The sequence below is a fragment of the Leadbetterella byssophila DSM 17132 genome (genome assembly GCF_000166395.1).
Lineage (GTDB): Bacteria > Bacteroidota > Bacteroidia > Cytophagales > Spirosomataceae > Leadbetterella > Leadbetterella byssophila.
Map to the genome: position 1 here is coordinate 3,189,762 of NC_014655.1, position 19,726 is coordinate 3,209,487.

Annotated in this window: 17 protein-coding genes and 2 tRNA genes; 5 read left to right on the forward strand and 14 right to left on the reverse strand. The window is 39.7% G+C overall.

All coding sequences use genetic code 11. The features are described from left to right. Positions 1-78 precede the first annotated feature (78 nt). From LBYS_RS14140 to LBYS_RS14155, 4 genes are read left to right on the forward strand one after another with little or no spacing between them, the layout of a single operon-like run. A complete protein-coding gene (locus LBYS_RS14140; protein ID WP_013409525.1) occupies positions 79-2,826 on the forward strand; it encodes an outer membrane beta-barrel protein in 2,748 nt (915 codons plus the stop codon). Between the two features lie 19 nt (positions 2,827-2,845). Beyond that, positions 2,846-3,682, forward strand: a complete 837-nt coding sequence (locus LBYS_RS18415; RefSeq protein WP_013409526.1) for a GLPGLI family protein — start codon at positions 2,846-2,848, stop codon at positions 3,680-3,682. 1 nt (position 3,683) lies between these two features. Further along, the gene (locus LBYS_RS18420; RefSeq protein WP_013409527.1) at positions 3,684-5,459 is read left to right on the forward strand and encodes a sensor histidine kinase; all 1,776 of its coding nucleotides are present in this window, start codon (positions 3,684-3,686) and stop codon (positions 5,457-5,459) included. After that, positions 5,456-6,136, forward strand: a complete 681-nt coding sequence (locus tag LBYS_RS14155; RefSeq protein WP_013409528.1) for a response regulator transcription factor — start codon at positions 5,456-5,458, stop codon at positions 6,134-6,136. Before LBYS_RS18420 ends, LBYS_RS14155 begins: the two co-directional genes overlap by 4 nt. Here the strand turns inward: LBYS_RS14155 and LBYS_RS14160 are convergent, their stop codons facing one another. The 4 genes from LBYS_RS14160 to purH are packed head-to-tail and all read right to left on the reverse strand — an operon-like array spanning position 6,137 to position 10,519. After that, entirely contained in the window at positions 6,137-7,447 is a 1,311-nt protein-coding gene (locus LBYS_RS14160) for an outer membrane beta-barrel protein (protein WP_013409529.1), read from the reverse strand. Continuing rightward, positions 7,444-7,983 (reverse strand): RNA polymerase sigma factor, encoded by a 540-nt coding sequence (locus LBYS_RS14165; RefSeq protein ID WP_013409530.1) that lies wholly within the window; start codon positions 7,981-7,983, stop codon positions 7,444-7,446. Before LBYS_RS14165 ends, LBYS_RS14160 begins: the two co-directional genes overlap by 4 nt. Before the next feature lie 48 nt (positions 7,984-8,031). After that, positions 8,032-8,991: a bifunctional diaminohydroxyphosphoribosylaminopyrimidine deaminase/5-amino-6-(5-phosphoribosylamino)uracil reductase RibD gene (gene ribD, locus LBYS_RS14170; protein WP_148225830.1), complete on the reverse strand. Its 960-nt coding sequence runs from the start codon at positions 8,989-8,991 to the stop codon at positions 8,032-8,034. Between the two features lie 13 nt (positions 8,992-9,004). Then, on the reverse strand, positions 9,005-10,519 hold the full coding sequence (purH, locus tag LBYS_RS14175) for a bifunctional phosphoribosylaminoimidazolecarboxamide formyltransferase/IMP cyclohydrolase (RefSeq protein WP_013409532.1): 1,515 nt from the start codon (positions 10,517-10,519) through the stop codon (positions 9,005-9,007). Between the two features lie 344 nt (positions 10,520-10,863). On the opposite strand from purH, the gene LBYS_RS14180 reads away from it, so the two are divergent. Continuing rightward, complete coding sequence (locus tag LBYS_RS14180) at positions 10,864-12,534, forward strand: APC family permease (RefSeq protein ID WP_013409533.1); 1,671 nt, start codon at positions 10,864-10,866, stop codon at positions 12,532-12,534. A 16-nt stretch (positions 12,535-12,550) separates the two neighbouring features. Here LBYS_RS14180 and LBYS_RS14185 read toward each other — a convergent pair whose 3' ends face one another. The 10 genes from LBYS_RS14185 to LBYS_RS19790 form a co-directional block, all read right to left on the reverse strand. Further along, entirely contained in the window at positions 12,551-13,063 is a 513-nt protein-coding gene (locus LBYS_RS14185; protein WP_013409534.1) for a cupin domain-containing protein, read from the reverse strand. Positions 13,064-13,075: 12 nt separating this feature from the next. Further along, a complete protein-coding gene (locus LBYS_RS14190) occupies positions 13,076-13,666 on the reverse strand; it encodes a GNAT family N-acetyltransferase (RefSeq protein WP_013409535.1) in 591 nt (196 codons plus the stop codon). Continuing rightward, positions 13,656-14,543 carry a GTPase Era gene (era, locus tag LBYS_RS14195; RefSeq protein ID WP_013409536.1) on the reverse strand — a complete coding sequence of 296 codons (888 nt, stop codon included), beginning with the start codon at positions 14,541-14,543 and terminating at the stop codon, positions 13,656-13,658. The genes LBYS_RS14190 and era overlap by 11 nt, the downstream gene beginning before the upstream one ends. Further along, on the reverse strand, positions 14,530-16,431 hold the full coding sequence (locus LBYS_RS14200) for an LTA synthase family protein (RefSeq protein WP_013409537.1): 1,902 nt from the start codon (positions 16,429-16,431) through the stop codon (positions 14,530-14,532). Before LBYS_RS14200 ends, era begins: the two co-directional genes overlap by 14 nt. Positions 16,432-16,480: 49 nt before the next feature. Further along, positions 16,481-16,555: transfer RNA gene (locus LBYS_RS14205), tRNA-Val, on the reverse strand. Positions 16,556-16,592: 37 nt separating this feature from the next. Continuing rightward, positions 16,593-16,667, reverse strand: a tRNA-Val gene (locus LBYS_RS14210). Positions 16,668-16,720: 53 nt separating this feature from the next. Continuing rightward, a complete protein-coding gene (locus tag LBYS_RS14215) occupies positions 16,721-17,947 on the reverse strand; it encodes a DEAD/DEAH box helicase (protein ID WP_013409538.1) in 1,227 nt (408 codons plus the stop codon). Then, entirely contained in the window at positions 17,944-18,207 is a 264-nt protein-coding gene (locus LBYS_RS14220) for an RNA recognition motif domain-containing protein (protein ID WP_013409539.1), read from the reverse strand. The genes LBYS_RS14215 and LBYS_RS14220 overlap by 4 nt, the downstream gene beginning before the upstream one ends. A gap of 2 nt (positions 18,208-18,209) precedes the next feature. Then, positions 18,210-18,914, reverse strand: coding sequence for an ATP-binding cassette domain-containing protein (locus LBYS_RS14225; protein ID WP_013409540.1), 705 nt, complete (start codon positions 18,912-18,914; stop codon positions 18,210-18,212). 77 nt (positions 18,915-18,991) lie between these two features. Next, complete coding sequence (locus LBYS_RS19790; protein WP_013409541.1) at positions 18,992-19,624, reverse strand: collagen-like triple helix repeat-containing protein; 633 nt, start codon at positions 19,622-19,624, stop codon at positions 18,992-18,994. Positions 19,625-19,726 lie beyond the last annotated feature (102 nt).

Genomic DNA, 19,726 nt, shown 5'->3' on the forward strand with positions numbered 1-19,726 from the left:
CTTACATTAAAGTTGATTAACTATCGGGTGTATTTTATCGAAGTACTTTTGTAATCGATAAACTATGTTATACCTGATATGAAAAATCTGATTACTCTGGTACTGGCTTTTGTTCTACACTACAGTGTACAAGGGCAGGTAGTTAAGGGGCAAGTGAAAGGAAGGGACGGGTCTACCCTTGTAAACAGTACGGTAATGTTCTTAGATACAAAAGACTCTACCATGCTTTCCTTCGCTAAGACTAAAGAAAATGGTCTATTTGAAATCAAAAAACCCGCAAAAGAAGAAGCTATTTTACAAGTAAGTTATGTGGGTTACGAGAAATTCATGCTGTACTTAAATCTAAGTACTTTAGCCGATGATTTGGGAGTTATCACCTTGGATTCTGCGTCAAAGGAATTAGCGGAACTCGTGATCAAAGGTGAGAAGGCTGCAGTAGAGATCAAAAAAGATACGGTTGAATTTAACGCAAGCTCCTTTAAAGTTCAAGAAAACGCCATGGCAGAAGATCTTCTGAAGAGAATGCCTGGTATGGAAGTGGATAGAGATGGAAGTGTAACTGCCCAAGGAAAATCAGTTACCAGAGTATTGGTTGAAGGAAAAGAGTTCTTTGGTAGAGATCCCAAAATGGCTACCAAAAATATTCCTGCTGACGCTATTGATAAGGTACAGCTTTTTGATAAAAAATCTGACCGTGCGGAATTTACTGGAATAGATGATGGAGAAGAAGAAACAACCATCAACTTAGTTCTTAAAGAAAACAAAAAGAACCTAGGTTTTGGTAGGGTTAATGCTGGTCTTGGCGCTGATGCAAATAAAGATCTAAGATATAACGTTGGCGGTACATACAGTTCTTTCAAAAATGGTAATCAGTTATCATTTGTGGGTAATGCCAATAACGTAAATCAAATGTCCTTCTCGAATAACGAGTTCAGTATGATAGGTGTAGGAAGAGGAGGTGGAGGTATCAGCTTCGGCGGTGGAGGCATGGCTGGATCCGCCAGAAGTGGTTTGATGCGCAATATCTCCGGGGGGGTGAATTTTAACAACAAATTAAGCCAAAAAACGGAGTTAAACGGAAGTTATAACTATACCAATAGTAATACCTATGTTACACGTGACGGTTCCTCACAGAGTGTAATTGGGAATTTGGAGACTTCAGGTAATTCAAGTTCCATTCAGGACTCTGATAGTCAGATGCACCGTTTAAATTTCACGTTGAATAGCAAGCTAAATGATAAAAACTCTATCCGTTGGACTAACCGCTTGGATTTCAGAGATAACTCTAACTTGACGGAATCAGAAGATGCAGAATATATCAGAGCTACTGAGCAATTAAGAAATAGTACTTCTAGAGTAAATACCACTGAGGGTAATAGTATAGGCTTTACTTCTCAAGCTTTGTACCAACTGGCTTTTGCAAAGAAAGGTAGAACCCTAACCACTAACCTTACCTTTGGTCTGAATAATTCAAATAATGACGGTAGACTACTTTCAAACAACGGTTTATTTGATGCAGCAACAGGTACTATTCAATATACTCTTTTGAACCAAATTAACACGCAAAAGAGTGATCGAACTTCAATGGGAGCAGAATTCTCCTACACTGAACCATTAAATACTAGAAACTTTGTAGAAGTGAATTATTCCTTCCAAAAGGTAGCAAATGATTTAGATAAAGAAGTATTTAACGTTAAAGAAACGGGAAATACCTTAGATTCTACTTTGAGTAACAAATACAATAATGACTATTTCTACAATAGAGCTGGTTTAAGCTATAGAATGAGTTATGAAAAATGGAATGCTAACTTTGGAGCAGCCATTCAAGATTCACGTTTAGAAGGAAACTTGATTTTAAGGAATGAACTGATTAAGAAGCGCTTCACTAATCCTGTCTTTACCGGTAGATTACGTTATTCTTTTACTAGCGCGAAATCTATGGATTTAAGCTATAATACTAGTGTTTCTGAGCCATCTATTACTCAGTTATCGCCCGTTCCTGATAACTCGAATCCATTGAATATATACGTTGGTAACCCTGATCTTAAACCGCAATATGCGCAAAGAATGAATGTGAACTATAGAAGTTTTAACCAATTGAACTTCACTAGTTTCTTCGTTGCCATGGGCTTGAACTATACTTCTGATAATATTACAGATTCTGTGACCGTTGATAACGAGACTTTAGCAAGAATCAGAAAACCTATTAACTATGGAGATAATTTGAGCTTCAATGGAGTAGCAAACTACGGTTTCAGAATTCGTCCAATAAGCACTCGCTTCAGCATTACTTCTAGCTTTAATGTAGGTCGTTCACAGACATTAATCAATAATCTTGATAACATTACGAACACTTTCATGAATACCAATTCCGTGAGAGCAGATATCACTCCTGGTGATAACTTGATCTTAGGTTTAAGTGCTAGAGTGTCGTTTAATAACACTACATATTCTCAAAACAGCCAGTTGAACCCCAATTACGTAAACCAAGGTTATACCGGTGATTTGGAATGGAAATTAGGTAATTTATTTACTTTGAATAGTACCATGGACTATTCCATCTACAAATACGCTACCAGTGATGAGGTACAAAGAGTTCCTCTATGGAATGCAGCTATCTTCAAGAGTATCTTGAAAGGAAAGAAAGCAGAGATTCGTTTCTCTGTGAATGATATCCTAGGAAGGAACAGAACCATTAGCCAAAGTGCAAGCGGTAACACCTTTAGTGAAACTAGAACCAATGCTTTGGGACGTTACTTCCTATTTACCTTTACTTATAACATTAATGGTGGCGTTCCAAGTATGGGTCGTCCAATGGGTAGATAATCTTTAACTTAAATAAAAAATGAAAAAGTTCAGTTTATTATTAATGCTTTTAGCCACAACTGCCTTCGGACAGAATTTTGAAGGTGTGGTGAAGTACAGTAGAACGTTTGATCCTTCTAAGAACTTTGCAAATAATCCAAATGCTAGCAGGATGCGTTCTCAGATGGGGAATATGACTATGAGACCTACCATCTTCAATATGTTTGTTAAAGATCAGGAAAGAGCTTTCAAAGTAGATCCAAATCAAGACCCAGGTGAAGCGTCTGTGGTGATCAATGGAGAACGTAGAACCTTCTCTAGACGTTTGCCTAAAGATGAGTTATACTTCAATGATGCAGATAAAACTTTCAAGAAATTCGAAGAGTATGCACAGCAACCTTTCCAGGTAAGTGGTAAGACTACAGAGATTCGCTGGAAAGTGGATCCTACACAAACTAGACCTATTTTAGGATATGAGTGTATGATGGCAACAGCCACCGAATCTGAACAAAGAACCATGCCGGTTCCAAGTGAAGATGGAAAGATGGTGGTTAAAGATACGGTTATAGTTAATGAATTGACCGCCTGGTTTACAGATGCTATTCCTAGCAGTGCCGGTCCGGATAAATATTCAGGACTTCCGGGGATGATTTTAGCTTTAGATATCAACAATGGTGTGACTACATATGTGGCAACTAATGTGGAGCAGAAATCAGTTTCTTCTGATGACCTAAAGATTAATTCGAAAGGTAAGAAGATGACTCCTGAGCAATTGGAAAAGCTGAAGAAAGAACATATGGCGGAGCAAATGAAAAACTTCAGGGGCGGACCTGGAGGTGGCGGAATGGTGATCATGGGTAGACCGGGAGGTGAATAATATGAAGCAAAATACCACAGCCTTATTATTGATGGTAGCCAGTGTACTTTTACTGGCTACCTCTCAATGGTTTTGGTTGAGAAGTGAATATAAGGAGCATAAAAGAGCTTTTTATAGTAATACGGACCTGCTTTTTAAAGAGACGGTGCGCACTATAGAAGACTCTTTGGTTTCTAAAATGTTAGCAAGGGAATTATTTGCCCGTTCTGATGAAAAAAAAGAGAATACGAAGACCGTAACCTCAGTAGGCAAAAAATCAATTGTAAAGAAAAAAAATTCAAATGAGGTGATCGTGGACGGTAGAAGCGCCCTAGCTAAAAAGGATGCTTCCAATAGTGGCGGTGTGGTTACTTCGATTTTTGGAGGTAGAAGCGCCCTAGCTAAAAAGGATGCTTCCAATGTGGTGACGGTGATAGGCCGAAAGTCCACAAGAGCAAGTGCTTTTCCTCCTTCTAACTATCCGGATTCTATTGATTTTTCCGCAGAAAGAGTGATGGTATTCACCGCTAAAGATAGTTCAGATGCTACTCTTATGAGTGATTCTGGGGTTATCAAATTAATGCTTAAGACAAGAAATCAAGAAGACACCTTAAATAGATTAAAGCGAGTTATAGCCCAACTCCCCCGCATGTCTCTGCATATTCAGGAAGAACCACCAAAGATCGAGGTTCAAGGTAGAAGAAGATTCTCCTTTCAAAGTGCTCCTTTGGATTCTGTGGAAAAGAAATTCAAGCGGAGGGCTGAGGAAATGGGGTATTCCCTCCATTTTACCATAAAAAAAGATTCTATACCTACAGATACCTCTGAATCAGGTTTTAGGAGAAATTTGAGAAGCTACTCTCAGATGCAGAGGAGGTTAATGAGCGCAAGTGATTCTGTGGTTATTAATGGAGTACATGTATTAAATCCTGAAAGTATAACCTCATTTTCTTTAATTCCTACCGTTATATTTAAAGCTTATCCAGAAGATCTGAACCATTATCTTATGGGTAAGTTGAAAAAGAACTTATTATTCTCATTATTTCTTCTTTTAGTTACTCTTCTCGCCTTTTCGTTGATTTATAGAAGTTTAAGAAAGCAGGAGAAACTGAATACATTGAAGAATGATTTGATCAGTAATATTACACACGAATTGAAAACGCCGTTAGCTACTTTGAGTGTTGCATTGGAGGCTTTACAGCAATTTGGCGCACATGCTAATCCTCAAACTACAAAGGAATATTTGGAGATCTCTCAAAATGAAGTAAACCGACTGTCCCTAATGGTAGACAATATTCTCAAGACGTCCCTGTTGGAGAAACAGTCTGTCAAACTTTATCCTGTGAATTTAGATATGGAAAGTGTGTGTCAAGATGCGGTGAGGTCTTGGCTGCCTCGATTCCAGCAAAAGAATGGTTTGATAACCTTGGATGTTCGTGGAGGAGACTTTGAAATGGAAGCAGATGAGGTCCAGTTGAATAGCATTTTGAATAACCTTTTTGATAACGCACTGAAGTATTCTGCAAAGGACCCAGAAGTTAAAGTTACACTTGAGTCAGATATCCATTCTATAACTGTTAAGGTAAAGGATAATGGTATAGGTATACCTAAGGAGTATCAATCTCAGGTTTTTGACAAATTCTTTAGAGTTCCTTCAGGTGATCACCATAACGTTAAAGGATATGGTTTAGGCCTAAATTATGTGCGTCACATTATGGATCTCCATCATGGTTTGGTTAACTTGGAAAGTGGAAATAATGGAACAACTTTCATTTTGACTTTCAAGCGGAAATTATGAAGATCTTATATGTAGAGGATGAGATATTCCTGGGGAAGATAGTTAAGGAAACTCTGGAAAGTAGAGGCTTTGAAATCAGTATGGTTACGGACGGAGCTCATGCTATTACTGAGTTTCGGAAGTTTAATCCTGAAGTGTGCGTATTAGACATAATGCTGCCTCACAAAAATGGATTTGAAATAGCTGAAGAGATTAGAGTTATAGATCCTATGGTTCCCATACTCTTCTTGACCGCCAAGAGCCAGGTGGAGGATGTATTAAAAGGTTTTGGTTCAGGAGGCAATGATTACCTCAAGAAACCCTTCAGTATGGAAGAGCTGATCGTTCGAATTCAAAATCTCAAGAATCTTGTAGGTAAAAAGAAGGAGGTTTCTGATGCAGTTTCCTTAAGTACTTTTACATTTTACCCCACTAAACAAGAGCTAGTTTCTTCCTTAAAAGAGCCTATCAAACTCTCATTTCGAGAGTCAGAATTACTAAAGGTTCTGGCTGAAAATGTCAATCAAAAGGTGCTAAGAAAAGATATTCTCATGAGGGTTTGGAACGATGATTCCTACTTTAATTCCAGAAATCTTGACGTTTATATCACTCGTTTGAGAGATTATTTCAAGAATGATTCAGGCGTAGAGATCATCACCCTTAAAGGAGTAGGTTATCTTTTCAAAGTGGAAGGTTAATTACCTTCTCACTTGTAAACCTAACTGAATACCCAACATACTTGGACGGAAGGTAGCACCACCGGAATTTTCTAATCCTGAAGTTAAATAGTGCTGATATTGACCTCCAAGTTGTAAGTCCAAATTAGTTGTCACAGGATAGCTTAGACGTAGTCCGGCAACTCCGGCTAAGTTTACTGGCTTGAACTTAGAATTTGATGAATCAAAATCCTTCTCTGAATTTGCATTTTTTACGCTGCCCTTAAGAAAGAATTCTGTACTTACACCAGCTACGGCCTGCATTCTAAAGTTGCCCAATTGCACAACGTCATAGCTCATCAATACTGGTACCGCTAAGAAGTGGTAGGAGTGTCTTGATTTAGAGTCTACAGAAATCAGGATCTCAGAATCTGTAGGTTTGTCAGTGACGTAATTATTGAAGGAGAAGCTATCTGACTTCCCTGTATTCTTGTCAAATGCATACACATTACTTTTGTTTATAGCAGTAGCATGTGTATATCTTAGGCCGCTTTCAATACCCCATTTTTTTCCTAACTTTTTACCCACACCTACACCTACAGTGAATGATTTGCCCGGATCAAATTCATCTTGAATATCATTTCTGTTTGAAGTCATGGCAGCATTTTCGCCCGGTACCAGACTGGTTTTGTCGTAGATTACCAAAGGATTAGAATTCATAGCTGCGCTCAATGCTGCTTGCTGTAAGCCAGGAGCATTGAAGTTGGGTTGGAATGGCGCATTTTGTGCAGAGAGGTTAAACCAGCCTCCTTTTCTGTTTCTCTTTTGCTCTTTCAAATCCCTATCTACATGAACATTTGGTAAATAGTAATCTCTGGAAGATATGTTAACGCCCTTACTACTTAGTTTTTCTGCTGGAATAGAGGAATATTCTACAGGAGCTGAAGTGTTTACCGCCCGTTCAACTGTATATACATCATCTTCCGCAATAACGTTTGAAGAGTTATAGTTTTGAGCCAAAGTCCTTTGAAGCGGCGCACTTTGTAGAGCCAGTGAAATACTTCCGGCTTCATTTTCGCTTAAGTTCTCTGAAGCGTACTTTTCTTCTACAATCCTCTGTACATCCTTAGGTACCTGCGCTATTTCAGGCGACTGTTGAGTGAAATACAAGGTACTTAGTACAATAAGTATAGCAGCAGCTGCCCCGGATAATAATCTAGGGTTTCTCCATAGGATAAATCCTCTCCTCTTGCTGTCTAACTCTGCCTCTATCCTATTCCAAATGTCTGGAGGTGGAGTCTGGGATGCATCTCCTAATGCATCTTTCCATTGATCCTCAAATGACTTATTCATCTATCTTGCAGTTTGCTGTTTTCTAATTCAATTTTTTCCATTAAAATACTCCGTGCTCTGGAAAATTGAGATTTAGATGTACCCTCAGATATTCCAAGCATTTCTGCTATCTCCGTATGTTTATAACCTTCAATAGCGTATAAGTTGAATACCGTCCTACAACCGTCCGGTAAAGCATTTATCCACTTCATCAGGGATTCATAGGCCAGGTTTTCAAGTCCTAAGTTCTCGTCTGCACCATGATACTCAAATTCTTCTAATTGATAGTTGATTTTTCTCCGACTAATGGCCGTAAGTGCCGTATTTATTACTATTCTCCTCATCCAAACCTCTAAAGGACAGTCAAATCTGAAGGAATCCAGTCGATGAAATATTTTTATAAATGCTTCTTGTAGTACATCACCCGCTTCATCTTGCGATTTCATGTAGCGAAGAGAAATGGCATAGAGTTTTCCTGCGAACTTATCATAAAGTCGCTTCTGAGCTAAACGTTCTCCTCTCATGCAGGCTTGTATCAGTTCATTCTCATCGTACATACCAGGGTGATCCCCTTTAAGGGAAGGGTATTATATAGACTCCTAAAATTAGGAAAGGGTTGGAATAGAACGATAAACTTTTATATGATCGTTCCTATAGGTATGATGATCGGTTAATATCAGACCATCAGGGAGTTGTGGTGCCTTAACTCCATTAAGAATTTCTATATCGCCCTGAATTACTCTGATCTCGTCAAAGAGGCCTTCTTCTATAAAGGAGGTATGGATTTTTGTTCCCCCTTCCACTAAGATGCTTTGAATTCCGTCTTGTGCCAGTTGGCGTAATATTTCAGTCAAATTCTTTCCGTTTGGAAAAATTTTTGCGCCTTTTGCACGAAGATCCTGTCGTGTGGGTTGACCCAAAATGATAGGCTTGGGTTGTTTATCTTCTGTCCAGTACCTGACGTTTAATTGAGGGTTATCTAGATCTGCAGTATTTTTTCCAATCAAAATTGCGTCTTCTTCTGCCCTCCACCTGTGCACTTGTATGTCTGTGATGGGATGGGAAATCTTTATCGGTTTCCCTCCTTCGGCACTTATAAATCCATCTTTACTTTCCGCCCATTTCAAGATGACATAGGGAAGACCGGTTCTATGTCTTTTGAAGAATCTTTTATTAAGCTCTTCACCTTCTTCCTGGAGCAATCCTACTTCCACATCTATACCGGCATTCTTAAGCATAGTAATTCCTTTGCCGGCCACTTGTGGGAAGGGATCTAGATTGCAAACCACCACCTTTTTGACCTTGTGTTTGATCAGTAGTTCGGCGCAGGGAGGAGTTTTACCAAAATGAGCACAAGGCTCCAAGGTAACATAAACGGTAGATTCCGAAAGTAGACTTTTGTCTTCTACAGAATCTACCGCATTTACTTCGGCGTGTGGCTGACCGTATTTTCTGTGAAAGCCTTCGCCAATAATTTTATCATTATGCACAATCACGCATCCTACCATAGGATTAGGACTAACCCATTCTCTGCCTAATGCGGCCAATTCAAGGGCGCGTTTCATGTACATCATACTCTTAGTGCAAGAAATGACGAATTCCCGTCATCACCATCGCGATGCCGCTTTGGTTACAATAATCTATAGATAATTGATCCTTAATGGATCCTCCCGGTTGTACCACTGCTTGAATACCTGCTTTATGAGCTATTTCCACGCAGTCAGGGAATGGGAAGAAGGCTTCAGAAGCCATCACCGCGCCATTTAAATCAAAACCAAATTCTTTAGCTTTGTCTATGGCTTGTTTCAACGCATCTACTCTTGAGGTTTGTCCTACACCAGAGGCAAGCAATTGGCCATCCTTAGCGAGCACCACATTGTTAGATTTCAAGTGCTTGCATATCTTGAGTGCAAATTCCAAGGCTTTGTTCTGCTCCTCTGTAGGTGCAACGTTCGTAACTACTTTAAACTGACCTGCTTTTTCAGTGGATAGGTCTTTATCCTGTTCCAATACTCCATTTAAAAGAGTTCGGTATTGGCTCTTTGAAAGTGTAACAGGTTTTCTGACCAAAAGTCTTCTATCCTTCTTCTGTTTTAAGATCGTTAATGCATCCTCATCAAATTCAGGAGCTATTAAGATTTCGAAGAACAATTGATGTAATTCCTCCGCCGTGGCTTTGTCAACTTTTCCATTCGTTATAATAACACCGCCAAATGCGGATACCGGATCACATGACAATGCATTCAAGTACGCTTGCACCGGAGTGGAGGCAGAAGCTACTCCACAGGCATTGTTATGTTTAACGATCACATAGGTTAAATCTTCAAATTCATCTATTAAGCGTACGCAAGCATCAACGTCCATTAGGTTGTTGTAAGAAAGCTCTTTTCCATGCAACTGCGTAAACATTTTATCAAGATCACCATAGAATCTAGCACTTTGATGAGGGTTTTCTCCGTAACGAAGGGGAGTGATTTTACCTGCACGGAAGTTGCCACCACCTTCAAACCCTGCAAAATATGCATGAATGGCTGAATCATAATGGGAGCTGGTAGCGAATGCTAATTTTGCAAAACGTTTTCTGTCTTCAAGATCGGTAGAACCGTTTTTAGCAGATAAGATTTCGTACACTTCATCATATTGATCTCTTGAAGATACAATGAGTACGTCCTCGTAGTTCTTAGCAGCTCCTCTAATCAAAGAGATTCCACCAATGTCAATTTTCTCTATGATATCCTCTTCACTCGCGCCTGAAGCTACCGTTTCTTCAAAAGGATAAAGGTCTACAATTACTAAATCGATAGCCGGAATCTCGTAATGAGCAGCAGTGGCTACGTCTTCTTCTAAACCTCTACGGTGCAATATTCCACCAAAGATTTTTGGATGGAGGGTTTTTACTCTTCCACCAAAGATTGAAGGGTAAGCAGTTAAATCCTCTACTGCAGTTACCGGAATTCCTAAGTTTTCAATGAAAGTCTGTGTTCCTCCCGTAGAATACAGTTGAACTCCATTCTCATGAAGCAGTTTAACGATTTTATCTAACCCGTCTTTATAAAAAACGGAGATAAGTGCTGACGAGATTTTTTTTGACATCGATTTGTTTACGTAATTTTTCGCAAAATTACGGATTTTCTACGGAAAATCTGTTAGTTATCCTTACTATCTGAGGTCTTTATGTCCAGAATTTCAAGCATCCTTATCATAAAGTTGAGTTCAGATATGAATTAATAAAGATCTGATTTTTGTGAAAGAAATATTATCTATTTTCTCCTAATGTAATCTTCTAGTTTTTCCTAAGTAACATGTTTACTTTTAGAGGTAAAGGGATACCAAAGTAAAGTTGGCTACAAGAATATTAAACCTTATTTCCTATTGTATGCCGCAAGAATCTTAATTACTTTTACAGGATATTACTTGATCAACCCTAATATTATTGCATGGGAAATCCTTTATTTCAAAGAAAGAATATAGAACAGGCTGTACAAGATGCTTCAGATGAGAGTCACGGACCAAGTTTGGAAAGGGTCTTGTCCGTTAAGGACTTAACCTTTTTTGGTCTTGCAGCGATAGTAGGTGCAGGAATCTTTAGTACTATTGGAAAGGCTACTTTTGCCGGTGGTCCTGCCGTTTCCCTTCTGTTCATTTTTGTGGCTATCGCTTGTGTATTTACTGCACTAAGTTACGCCCAGTTTGCTTCTACCGTTCCAGTCAGTGGTAGTGCTTATACGTATGCATACGTGACATTTGGAGAGGTGTTTGCCTGGATTATTGGTTGGGCCTTAGTTCTGGAATATGCGGTATCCAATATCGTTGTTGCGATATCCTGGTCAGAGTATTTCGTTACCATGCTGGAAAATGTGTTCCGAATTCATTGGCCAAGATGGCTAGCTATTGATGCTTTCACTGCAGGAAAGGCTTTTGATGACGTATTAGCTGCTAGTACTGCCGGAACTTTAGCAGAATTACCTAGTCATACTCTTCAATTAGCGAAAGTTTATGAAAGTGCGCCTGTGATCGGTGGCATAAAGGTGTTGATGAACTTACCGGCAGCTATCATTACAGTCCTGATCACATGGTTGATTTATATTGGGATAAAAGAATCCAGAAATGTGTCAAATCTATTGGTATATATCAAGTTAGGTATTGTCATATTTGTGATTCTTGGCGGCGTTTTCTATGTGGATACAGCAAACTGGACTCCTTTTGCACCTAATGGTACGCAGGGCGTCATGTTGAGTGTGGCAGCGGTTTTCTTTTCATTCATTGGTTTTGATGCCATTTCTACTACGGCTGAGGAGACTAAAAACCCTCAAAGGGATTTACCTAGAGCCATGATATATGCCTTGATCGTTACTACTGTATTGTATGTGCTAATCACATTAGTACTTACAGGTATGGTGAATTATAAGGAATTAGGTGTAAATGATCCCCTGGCTTTTGTGTTTGAAAAAATTGGAATGAATTGGATGGCCGGAGTGATTTCTGTTTCAGCCGTTATAGCCATCAGTAGTGCCCTTTTAGCTTTTCAAGTCGCTCAGCCAAGGATTTGGATGGTGATGAGTAGAGACGGTCTATTACCCAAGGTTTTTGGCGATATTCATCCCAAATATAAGACTCCGTGGTTTTCTACTATAGTGACAGGAGTACTAGTAGCCGTTCCCGCCATGTTCCTCAATATGGAATTTGTGATTGACCTGACGGCTGTGGGAACCCTGTTCGCTTTTATCCTGGTTTGTGGAGGTATTCTTTATATGGATCACACCGGATTAAGTCAACAAGCGAAATTTAGGGTGCCTTACATCAATGGAAAATTCTTGATCTTACCTTTACTGGCTGTAGGACTTTATATAGTGTATACGCAAGTTGGCCCAGAGTATCTGAATTTTAAGGTTCATCCACTATACGGAATTTTCTGGTTGACTTGGGCGGTTCTTGGCATATTAGCCTTCCGTTATAATTTCTCCTTATTCCCTGTGATTGGAATCCTTGTGAACCTTTATTTGATGGCGGAATTAGGGACTAGCAACTGGACCATGTTTTTGATCTGGCTAGTGATAGGAATGGTGATTTACGGATTATACGGATATAGAAATAGTAAATTAAGATAAGCCTGTGAAACCAGGCTTATCTTCCAAAGTCATCTTGAACCCTCACGATATCCTCTTCGTCTGAAGGGTTGTTTTTATCTGTGTGTTGCCAAATCTCTGCAACAATCCCCCAGCCATTAGTGCCTAGGAGACGATGTCTTTCCCCGCACTTTAAATGCACCACTTGACCGGTGATCAGAGGAATTGGAGGAGTTTCTTCGTCAGTAGGAGATACTGCCACTCCGGCTACACCATGGATCAATTTCCAAATCTCAGCCCTTCTGTGATGGTACTGCCAGGAAAGGCGCTTATTAGGGCCTACTATCAATATTTTTGGACTTAGTTTCTCAAATCCCGCAAAGTCCTCTAAAGACAAATGTGAGAAGAAGCGGGCTATGAATTCTGGCGCCTGAGACTCATCTATCACAAAGAATCCTCCCCAAGGACGAGTGTTGTCCTGGCTCACTACCTTGAAGTTTTCCTGGTTTAGAAAGTTTTGTACTTCCTGGAAAACCTCCTCTTTTGTGCTATTTGACTGTATGTTCATCATTTGAATTATTTTCTAAACCAATTTCGCTTGAAGCATAGCTTTGACTTGCTCTTGCCACTCCGACTTAATAATACTTAAAACTACTGAATCTCTCCTTTCTCCACTAGAAGAGCAACCATTATTTCTCAATACACCTTCTAAAACTCCTCCTATGGATTGTAACGCTGAGATGCTTCTGGAATTTTTACTGTCTGCTCTAAATTCTACCCTTTCCATCTTTAATTCTTCAAAGGCAAATTGAAGCAATAAAAACTTACAGGCTTTATTCACTTTCGTGCCTTGATGCGCTTTTCCATACCAGGTATACCCTAAGCTAAGGGTTTTATGTGCACTATTGATCTCATAGAATCTGGTAGTGCCTGCGTATACTTTTTTAGTCTTATCAAAGACGACGAAAGGGTAGGCTTGTCCGGATTTTCGAGCTTCTATGGCTTGTGTAAAGTAGTTTCTTAGGTTATGCTCACCCGCAGCACTGATCAAGGAGTAGGTCCAAATTTCAGGCTCGTTTAAAGAAAAAGGTAGCAGTGCCTCAAAGTGCTCCTCACTTAAGGGCTCTAATCTGACGGTATCGTTCTCTAATATATAAAGTAGATTAGTATCCAAATCCTTGTAGTTTAATCTTTTGCTGCCTCCAGTCGGGTTCAACTTTAATATATTGTTCTAAAAATACTTTTTTTCCAAAGAACTTCTCCATCTCCTCTCTTGCCTCAATACCCACTTTCTTTATTCTTTCTCCTTTATGTCCTAGGAGAATAGCCCTTTGCGTGGATCTTTCCACATAGATTTCACTGGAAATTCGAATCAAATCATCTGACTCTTTAAATGCCGTTATGACTACTTCGCAACTGTAAGGCACCTCCTTTTTATAATTTAAAAAGATCTTTTCCCTTATCATTTCTGCAGCAAAGAACCTTTCCGGCTTATCTGTCAATTCATCTTTCGGGAAGTAAGGCGGATGAACCGGGAGGTAATGAAGAATTCTATCCATCAATTGAGGAACTCCCTCCCCTTGGAGAGCAGATAAGGTTAAGATTTCAGTTGGCTGAAATACAGCTTTCCAGTGTTGAATCTTTTCTTCTATGTCTTCCGGCTTAGCTAAATCAATTTTATTGATGATCAGAATAATGGGACTAGTGGCGTTTTTCAAGCGCTCAATCACATCCTCCTCATCGTATTTTTCATAAATATCAGTTACAAAGAGTATGACATCCCCATCTTCTATGGATCCATGTACAAACTCCATCATGGACTTGTGTAATTCGTAAACCGGTTTAATGATACCCGGTGTATCACTGTAGACCATTTGGAAATCAAATTCCGGAGTCTCTCCGTTCACAATTCCCATGATTCTATGACGTGTGGTTTGTGCCTTAGATGTGATGATGGAGAGCTTTTCTCCTACTAACTGGTTCATCAATGTAGACTTTCCTACATTGGGCTTACCCACTATGCTTATAAATCCGGCTCTATGGTCTTTCATATGTAAATCTATCGTCGATCATTCGGTTTTGGAATTGTTGGATGTAGGCTTTGAAATTCCTTTCCAATTCTTCCGCTTTGTTTCTTTCAGTCTGGATAAGGTTGTTTTTTAGAAGCTTGTCCGTCTTGAACTTATATAATTCTACTGCTTTGTTCTCTGCATCTAATTTAAGAATATAATCTCCAGAAATGTACTGGTAGTTCTCATACTTATTAACGGCAAAATCAGGAGAATCATCTGCCAGCAAGTTTTTACCGAAGGTAATATAAGGTTCCTGATAATTTAAAATTTGTAGAACGGTAGGCATGATATCTGTTTGCTGGAAGATTCTATCTGACTTTCTGCTCAAATCAGATCCCGGTAAATAGAAGAAGATGGGAATTCTAAATACCCCTACACTGTTCTTAAATTCCGGTAAATCACACTTAGGTGAGGTATGGTCAGCTGTGATGACAAATAAGGTGTTATTGAACCATGGTTCATTTTTTATGGAGGCAAAGAATTTTCTTACTCCGTCATCACTGTAAGAAAATGCTTTGAAAATGGGGTGAGGTCCTGCAGGGTATTTGTCTTCTGCTTCTTTAGGTACTTTAAAAGGATCATGAGAACTTACGGTGAAAATGGTACTAAAGAAGGGCTGTGGGAAGGTTTTTAGCATCTTTCCATAATACGCTAAGAAGGGTTGATCCCAGATCCCCCAGATGCCGTCAAATTGGGAGTTGTCTCCAAATTCATCCTTCCCGTAATAGTGTTCAATGCCCATTAAGTTGGTAAAGGATTGGAATCCCATAGAGCCATTTGGCGCCCCATGAAAAAAGGAGGTGTGATATCCCTTTTCCTTTAAGATGTGGGGTAAGCCATAGATCTTATTAGATGAATATTTGGATAGGACGTAAGGTTGCGTATAACTAGGAATACTTCCCCAAATGGCCGGAAGGGCTTCTATGGATTTTTTTCCATTGGCGAAGCTATATTCTGTATAGAAGGATTTTCTTCTCAAAGAGTCTACAAATGGCATAAACTTGTTAGTGCCTGGGTCCGTATTGGAAATGGATGAAGCTTCCTCACTAAAACTTTCCAAAACCAAGATCACCACATTTAAAGGCTTGAACTCACCTTCACCTTTTGATTTTTGTTCAGGATCATACAACTTTTTCATCTCCTCTTCCTGTTCGAAGTAGGAGTACCTATCTAGCTTTTTCTCCCTCATAGTTCTGAAGATACTGAATGGAGTGCTGTAAACCAATGCTACATTTTGGGGAGATTTTACGTATTTCCCGGCATCATTCAAGCCAAGCGGACGGGTAGAATAACGTAGGTTTCCCCTAAATCCAAACATGCATATAAAGAACATTAGGATAAAGACATCCACGTAAGTATGGGCATTATAGGTAGTGGATTTAACTCTTATATTTCTTTTTAGTAATACTAATCCAAAACAAAGAATGAGCCAAGCTGCCCAAACATACCAGTATCTCACCAGAAAGCTTAAGAGCAAGTCAGAAGCATTATTGAACCCTTGAAGTTCTCCTAGGGAAGTCCAGGTGATTCTCTTTAGATTGAAGGTATAATAGGCAGTGTCTATGCAGTTCAGAAGGAGTCCTATGGCGTTTGGAACTATGAACAGGACATCGGCGATTTTCTGCGACCATGAAAACCTTCCGGTAGGCAATAAGGTCAGGAGGATAAATAGTAAGTTTATATAGAGCGTGGCAACGATGTCAAATCTAACGCCCCCGGCTATCACCCAAAACCATTCCTCAAAATCTAATTTTCCGAAGATATCTGTATTCAAAAAGTAGAAAAATAGACGGGATACACTAAAGAGGAAAAGAACCCCCAGGATTCTTAAAATCACCGCCTTCCAAGGAGAATATTGCTTTGCCATGGTAAAAAAGTAAAAAGCCCAAAAATCCTAAGATGTTTGGGCTAAAATGTGGGAGCAAAGGGATTCGAACCCCTGACCCTCTGCTTGTAAGGCAGATGCTCTGAACCAGCTGAGCTATGCTCCCTAGAGTATGTAAGTAAAATTCCCAAGTGGGAAAGTTGTGGGAGCAAAGGGATTCGAACCCCTGACCCTCTGCTTGTAAGGCAGATGCTCTGAACCAGCTGAGCTATGCTCCCGTGAAAAGGTTTGCAAAAATGCAGGTATTTTTCGTGCCACGCAAGCATTTTCCCTACTTTTTTTTGCGTTTTTTTGTATTTGATTCAAAATCAGCAATTTCCTTCATGACATCTTTAAAGGTCCTGGAAGACTCATTAGAGAAGATCAAGGTTTCCTGATATTCCAACTCTGATAAGGTCTGGGATGCTATAGTGTACCCCAAATAATCTTCTATACTTTCCAGTAAAGGTAATTCTTCATCGCTACAAAAAGACACCGCTTTGCCCTTTTGTGTTCCTCGTCCCGTTCTACCTATTCGGTGCACATAGTTTTCTGCAACATCAGGCAAATCATAATTGATCACATATTCTACTAGGGGAATATCCACACCTCTAGCACTAACATCTGTAGCAATAAGTACCCAGGTTTCTCCCTTCTTAAAGGACTCTAGCGCGGCTTTTCGTTCTATGTGCGATTTATCACTATGCAAAGTGACGGTCTTTATATTCACACGCGCCATGGCTGCTGCCACTCTCTCTGCTCTCACCTTTGTTCTGACAAAAACGATAATCTTTTGTTGAGGATTTTCCGTAATCATTCTTTCCAAAAAGAAACGCTTGTCCTCCATACTCACCATAACTACGGAATGATCTATGTTTTTAGAAACCGGATCATCCGGTGATATCTGTATCCTGATAGCGTTCTTGACGGTGGAGTAGGCCAGTTTTTTGATCTTCTCGTCTAAAGTGGCAGAAAAGAAAAGGGTTTGATGGCGTTTAGGTATTCTTTTCTTGACGTCAATGATGTCTTGATAGAATCCTAAGTCTAGCATTCTGTCTGCCTCATCCAGAATTAGGAATTTGATATCTTCTAAGGATAAATGGCCTTGAGCTTGGAGGTCAAACATCCTTCCGGGTGTAGTGACCAGTACATCTACTCCTTTTTGCAAAGCTTTGATTTGAGGCTCCTGGTCAGTGCTTCCGTACAGGGCCATGATTTTTAATCGGGTGTTCTTAGCTAAAGATTTAAAAACATCCGCTATTTGTTGCGCCAATTCATGAGTAGGTACCATGACCAAGCATCTCAAGCTTTTAGACTTCTTTTCGGATGCCAAAAGGTGAAGTACAGGTATGGCAAATGCCGCAGTTTTTCCGGTACCTGTCTGAGCTATCCCCATGATATCTTCCCCAGCCAAAACTTTTGGTAGGACTTTATACTGAATATCGGTTGGTTTTTTATAGCCCAGGTCGGCTATTGCCCTCTTGATTTCCGGTAGTATGCGGTAATTTTCAAACTTCATTTCTTGCGCTTGGATTCTTTATTTTTTTGTGCTTCCGCCACCACAATAGCTCTTCCCATCTGATCAGATCCATCTAGTGCTTTAATTGCTTTCAATCCCGCTTCTCTATCCTTCATTTCTACAAAACCGAATCCTTTGTTTTGACGAGTGAAGGTGTTGATGACGATTTTTGCATTGAGCACTTCGCCGTAAGGAGAGAAAATGTCTATCAAATCTTTCTCCTTGAATTTAAAAGGTATGCTTCCTACAAATATTTCCATGATTAGGATTGGGTTAGTGCTCTAAATGTCTTTTCTAAACTATCTTTTCCGCTTTTTAGTTCATCTATTCTGCCCACTATCTCCCCTTTATTGATGATGATCACACGGTCGCACACGGCTTCTGCTTCCTGCATGATATGTGTGCTTAAAAGGATGGTTTTGTCTTTCCCTACTTCACGGATAAGACCTCGGATCTCCACTAACTGGTTAGGGTCTAAACCGGTAGTAGGCTCATCAAGAATTAAGATCTTTGGGTCATGGAGTAAAGCTTGAGCTAATCCTACTCTTTGTCTATACCCTTTAGAAAGTTGTTCAATCTTTTTGTGTCTTTCAGGGCTGAGACCTACTTTCTCTATGATACTTTCTACGGCTCTATCTAATTCCTTTTTATTAATTCCATTCAAAGATCCCGCGAAGAGTAAATACTCTTTGACGTACATGTCGAGGTATAGAGGATTGTTTTCAGGAAGATAACCTATATCCCTTTTGAGGTCAAGTCGGTCAGGATGAAAACGCTCTCCATTTATTAGAATTTCTCCTTCCGTAGGGGAGAAGAGTCCGGTGATCATCTTCATGGTGGTTGATTTTCCTGCTCCATTTGGGCCTAGGAAGCCGATGATCTCTCCGGTCTTGATGGAGAAAGAAATGCCGTTTACTGCAGCTTGAGTACCGTATACCTTTTTTAAGTTCCTAACCTCTATAGACATTTTCTTAAACTTTATACAAATATAAACGCCCTGCTCGTCTGAACAGGGCGTCTTCTATAAAAATGTATGTTCGCGACTTATTGAGCGTTGATGAAGTTCATCACAGCGTCATAGTTTCTAAGGTCGATACGAGCTTTTTCCATAGCAGCACCGATAGTCTTAGTGGTCAAAACAACATCAAAGTCAAGATCAAAGTTAGGCTTAGTGATCGCAGTTACTCCGAATAATTGAGTGTCTAAACGATATTGTACCTCTACTACACCTGCTTTGTATGCATAGTTAAGACGCTCGTAAGCACCACTCATGTCAATAGAATAAGTAGTTGGAAGAGCTTGTAGAGTACCGTTGTTTGTTTTTACGAATACTACAGCATATTTCTCAGTTGTAATAGCGTCATCTTTTAGTTCCGCTACACCCCAAGTGCTGGTAGCACCTGTTCCTACGCCTGAAATCTCTTTATCTTTGAAGTCACTAGGTTTAACAGTGAAAGATAATCTCTGTACATTAGCGTTTCCATCTTCGCCTTTCTCACCTTGCGGACCTTGGGGGCCAGCAGGACCTTGAGGGCCAGTAGGACCTTGTGGACCTTGAGGACCTTGTGCACCAGTCTCACCTTTTGGTCCAACTTCACCAGTGTCACCTTTACAAGACCAAAGTGTGGTACTAGCAGCTAATGCGACAATAGCTAAAAGTTTAGTAATTTTGTTCATAATTTTTAGAAATTAGTAATTTTTTACAACCAGAATTTGAGCAAAAATATTTAATCCATAAGAACTTTGCAACATTCCTAGAGCGATTATTTATTTTATGGT